The sequence below is a fragment of the Burkholderia sp. TSV86 genome, assembly GCF_001522865.1.
In the GTDB taxonomy this organism is placed as follows: Bacteria; Pseudomonadota; Gammaproteobacteria; order Burkholderiales; family Burkholderiaceae; genus Burkholderia.
The window spans coordinates 1-4,931 of sequence record NZ_LOWB01000008.1; the positions used below are offsets into that span (position 1 = coordinate 1).

At 54.6% G+C, this 4,931-nt stretch carries 3 protein-coding genes; 1 reads left to right on the forward strand and 2 read right to left on the reverse strand.

All coding sequences use genetic code 11. The features are described 5' to 3' along the window. Nucleotides 1-470 precede the first annotated feature (470 nt). Both WS68_RS00465 and WS68_RS00470 read right to left on the reverse strand, forming a co-directional pair. Nucleotides 471-1,439, reverse strand: a complete 969-nt coding sequence (locus tag WS68_RS00465) for a ParB/RepB/Spo0J family partition protein (RefSeq protein WP_059568948.1) — start codon at nt 1,437-1,439, stop codon at nt 471-473. Next, the gene (locus tag WS68_RS00470; RefSeq protein WP_059568949.1) at nt 1,436-2,644 is read right to left on the reverse strand and encodes a ParA family protein; all 1,209 of its coding nucleotides are present in this window, start codon (nt 2,642-2,644) and stop codon (nt 1,436-1,438) included. The genes WS68_RS00465 and WS68_RS00470 overlap by 4 nt, the downstream gene beginning before the upstream one ends. An 807-nt stretch (nt 2,645-3,451) precedes the next feature. On the opposite strand from WS68_RS00470, the gene WS68_RS00475 reads away from it, so the two are divergent. Further along, nucleotides 3,452-4,834: a replication initiation protein gene (locus tag WS68_RS00475; RefSeq protein ID WP_059568950.1), complete on the forward strand. Its 1,383-nt coding sequence runs from the start codon at nt 3,452-3,454 to the stop codon at nt 4,832-4,834. The last annotated feature ends 97 nt before the right edge of the window (nt 4,835-4,931 follow it).

The following is a 4,931-nucleotide window of genomic DNA, read 5'->3' on the forward strand; positions in this document are numbered from 1 at the left end:
CCTGCAGGCCCAACTGACGGACCAACAGAACGCCGAAGACTAACACTGCCTTTGGCACTGAAAACCGGGACCGTTCAGAAGGCGGGTGCTCACTACACCGTGCGGTCTAATTTGTCGCACGCGGGACGCACCGACATCCTCGATGTGCAGCCTGCGAAGGAGCTAGCAGAACTCGTCCTCAATCAGGCAGTCCTAAAGCCGTCGCTGCTCGACGTCCCGAGGGATTCGGGCACTGGCGCCACGAACTAAGGCAAACGGGCTCTTGTCTGCATGTGAGGGGTGACCGTATGCTCGCATTATTGCTCATACGCCCCAGATCTATAGCCTATCAATGGACATCGGGTGTCCCCAATGGGGACACCCGATGAGTAGTATCTGGAGACCCGATTGCGCACTGGGCAGTTGTGTCCCCATTGGGGACACAGGTCCACTTGCAAAAAGCCCGCGAACTGAGGGCTTAAATGGAAGTGTCAGTCTGGCTTAGAAAACAGCTGTGAAATAAGAGCTCGGATCTTTTCTTCCTTTTCCGCTGTAAGCATCCCAGCCTTGATCTTCACCGTAAAGTTACCCGCGTCCCTCGTGATCGACCCGGCCTGATTCTTTCCGGCAAAAATCTTTTCGATCTTGCGGTCGCTCACGGCGACTCCCTTACCGTCATTTTCGATAGCAAGCTTAATTGCTTTCGCAAGTTTCGTCTGATCGAGCTCGCCTGCAACCACCTGTGTCCATAGCTCTCCGGCAATCTCGAATGCGCGCCCCTCATGATTTCGGAGCACCGCAACAACATCCTCGGCCGCATGGGCACCGAGTAGGCAAGGCTGAAGATCAAGATCCTTGATAACGAATTCGGGCAAATCGCCGAAAGCTAAATATCGATAGAGCTCCGAACGAGAAATCCCGAGTGCCTCCGCCATCCGCTTCCGGTTCGGAAACTCCTTCTCTGTGCCCCGGATAGAGCGAGCAATCTCGTAGTCGGTCAGACCATCTCGAACGACGTTTTCGACCAAGGCAAGTACCGCCATATCTCCGTCCGAGACGTCGGCAATCACCGCCTTGATCGCCTCTTTCCCGATCATCTTGTGCGCGCGCCAACGTCGCTCGCCAGCTACTATTTGATAGCCTGACGTCACCTTTCGAACGACAATCGGTTCAATCAGGCCCGACTCGCGGATTGATTCCGCGAGCTCGGTAAGCTTCGCCTCATTGAAGATTCGGCGAGGCTGCCACGGATTGGGCACGATATCTGCGACGGGCAATTCGTGCGAAGTGGTGCTCCGCTCAAGCTCCAAGATTCGCGCCTGCGCGGTCGCCAGTGCCCCCGCCATTCCAGGAGCAGTTCTTGGCGTCGCAGGCTTCTCCGGTTGCGCTGTGAGTTCAATGTCCTTTGCCGCACGCAGACCCGCCGTCTTGCTCATCATCCGTTCTCGCAGGTTGCTCATGCCTCCGCCCTCCAACGCGCGACCGACTGATCGTCGATCCATTTACAGTGGTCCATCAACGGTTGTTTCACCCGCGCCAAGGTCTTCGCGACGCCATCCGATCTCGATAGATCGAAGACTGTCGACAGGGCAAGCGCACCATTGCTCATCACTGAGCTAGCAGGAATTTCTGTTGTCGAAAGCCAGTCGCCGTAGGCTCGCTGCGCCCACACTCGAACCGCCGGCGCAGACGACACCGCGCCGTAGTCCACCTTCGAAAGCAATACAGAAATGAAGTCATAAGTCTTGTCGAGCTCATGGTCGACAAAGCCCGCTGCAATTTCGGAAAACAGCGACCAAAACGACACCGAAGAGATGAAGTCCAGGCTTTCCGGAACCAAAGGCATGACCATCGCGTCGGCGGCCATGAGCCCGTTCAGCGTCAAATAAGACAGCGACGGCGCGGTGTCGAGGATGATGTAGTCATACTCCGAACGAAGAGGCTCAATACCCCGACGAAGTACCGACCAGAATTCGTACTCGGGATTTTCCTTCTGTGCAGTCGGAAGATGGAATTCCGCATCATGCAAATAGTTGTGTGCGGGAATGACATCGATCCCATCCCAGTAGGTCGACTGGACCATTGATGCGAGTCCCCCTTCCATGGAAGGATCGTAGATAAATGGAAGTACGGTGTCTTCCCACGTCACATCCTTCTCTGCATACAACCCACAAAGTTCTGAGAGGGACGCCTGCGGGTCGAGATCAATGACGAGGACGCGGCGCCCACGCAAGCTAAGCGCCTGCGCCTCGCACATCGTTATTGTCGTCTTCGTCGAGCCGCCCTTGAAGTTTGCCGTGATCAACACCCGACCGCGATGCTTGCCCTTACCAGTGACAAGTGCGGTCTGAAAGATATTCGACGCCCTCTGCACCCATGTGCGCGCTTCAGCCAGTGTGAAGATGCGGGCGCGACCGGAACCATGAGCCTCGCCAGGCGGTAAATCACCACCTTCCTTCGTCGCCAGGTAGTTGATCTTCTGACGATCAAGGCCACACATCTCGCTCAGTTCGCCGATAGTGAATATCGGCGGGCTTTTTCGGGGCCGCGGCGCCAATATATCCTCACGAAGCTCGTCGGTCATCACGGACAATCTCTTTGCGAACTCGCCGAGCTGAGATAACTTCACCTGCCGCTCGACTACTGGCAACTCGCTCATTTTCATTAGACGCTTCCTCTGGAGTTCAACGGTGAGGTGTTTTTTTACGCTCACTGCAGATTTATACGGTTTTGCAGTTTTTCAGCATGAACCGTAGAATACTCGCTAGGCCGAAGAATGGCTATGTAATTCGCGTCTAGACTTATAATTTATCTGCTCGGCTGTAAATCCAAGAGTGCATTGGCCTTTTGCAGCGGGTGGGGCCCATAGGTCAGTGGAAGGTGAGGTGAATTGTGCAATTACCCATCGCCGCATGACCCTGCAAGCAGCAACACAGCGCACAGTTCTCCTCACCTTAGGTGACCCTTCATGGAGGTGAGTGATCCCGCGTAGACATTTACACAATCCACCTCACCATCAATCGAGGGCGTAAAAGATCAAGAGCCGTAAAGGTGTCAGCTAGTGCGGCACCTTGGCTCCGAGCCGAGATCACATCGTTCGGCATGGGTTTCCTTTTCGCTGGCAGCATCCTATTTGCGGTGTTAGTTGTTGTTGTAAACAAAAAACTCACGAACCACATACAGCTCGGAAACATTTTTTATAAATCAATACATTAGGCTAGCAAAGTGAGGCTATTTGTGCGGAAGGCGCTGTGAATTGAGAGCCAAGGTGAGCAAAAATCCACAGAAAGGTGAGCGAAATTGGCTGCTATGGTGAGGTTTTTGGGCCGGATGGTGAGGGAATTTGGCGTAAAGGTGAGGTGATCTGTGAGCTTTTAAACGTAAAGGTGAGGTTGTCTGTGTTGACAGATCACTTTGCCGCCGGTACCTTACGCTCCAATATCACAAATGCAGCGTGATGGCGGAGGATGGCATGGCGGAAAGGGGGCAATTGGCGACATCTCAGCAGTTGGCGCTTGCCTTGTTCGACGATGCGTCGGCTGAAGGGCTGCCAGTCGATAGTGCTCGGTCAGACATTGGCTTTTCCCGCAATAACGTCCTCATTCGTATCGTCGACCTAGGCGTGGCCGCTCGCCGCTTGATCGATGCAGCGTACTTCATTGTTGCCTACGATGAACGGCCCCGTGACCTTTATGACGTTGAGCTGGACTACTTCAAATGGCTCATGCGCTACTCGAGCCGCAACAATACTCACCTTGAACAGGTGATCACCGAGGCGCAAAAAGCCCTTATTCAAGCGACGGCGCCGGCGGAAGCTGACGGTGAACGGCCCTTCGGCTCGACACAACTGATCGGACGAATCTCCTACCAGGGTGGCCGCTTTCAATTCCGTGTCCCGCCCGATCTAATTGGGATTATCCGAGGAAAGGGTAAGTCGCACTGGTTGAGTCTGCGAATCACCTCGATGTTCACTTTGTCCTACGCACGCGTGATGTACGACCACTTGCTTCCATACGCGGACGAAGGGCTGACCGATTGGATCCCGCTTGACGAACTGCGTGGATGGCAGGGAGAGATGGGCGCGAATGCGCAGGTGTTCAAGTACTTTAAACGGGACTGGCTCGAACCGGCAGTGCAGCAGATCAACGAGGTTTCTGACCTCTCTCTGGCGTATGAAACGCGGAACCTGCCGGGTTCGCGAAAAATTGGCAGTCTCCGATTCCGAATTAGCCGCAAAGATCTCGCCGAGCGCGTATTGCATACGCACGAGCATGCCAAGGAGATCTATCAAACCCTGAAGCAGGAGTTTGGTCTTTCGACAGCGCAGTTCAATCAGATTGTTGGCGATCGAGACACCTACACCGATGAACGTCTCGAGCAAGCGATCGACCGAACACGCTTCAGCTTGAAATTGGGCAAGGTGACGAAGAGTCCTGCAGGCTTTTTCATGAAGGCCCTCAAAGAAGGTTGGGTGGTCTCCGATGCTGAGCGAGAGATGGTGCAGGTTCAGCAGTCCCTCATCGAGCGTGAGCAACAAGAGACCGAAGCAAAGGCACAAGCTCAAAACCGAATGGCATTGCAGGCCGCGGCACAGGAGGTGAGTGCGCAGGAGCGGATGGGCGACGAGGTTCGGCAAGGCTGGGACGCATATGAGGCCGCGACGCCGGAGCAAAGAGAGAATTGGCGTCGTAACTACAAACGCTCACCAGCTGCGAAGCTGACGATGCGTCGATTGAGTATCGACCCGATGGCCGACTTGAATGAAGCGTTGCTTTCGCAATATGAGGCCCTGCGAGCAGCGTTTTCTCTCTACGTCTTTATGCAGACGCGATCGGTCCGCTCCATCGTCCGGTAAGATACCGTAGCACACGAAATGGTTCTGTCGCAATAAGGCGGGTGGTATGCTGAGTGCGTCAATGAAGCTGCGATGTGAACGATGAATCAAGCGCTGA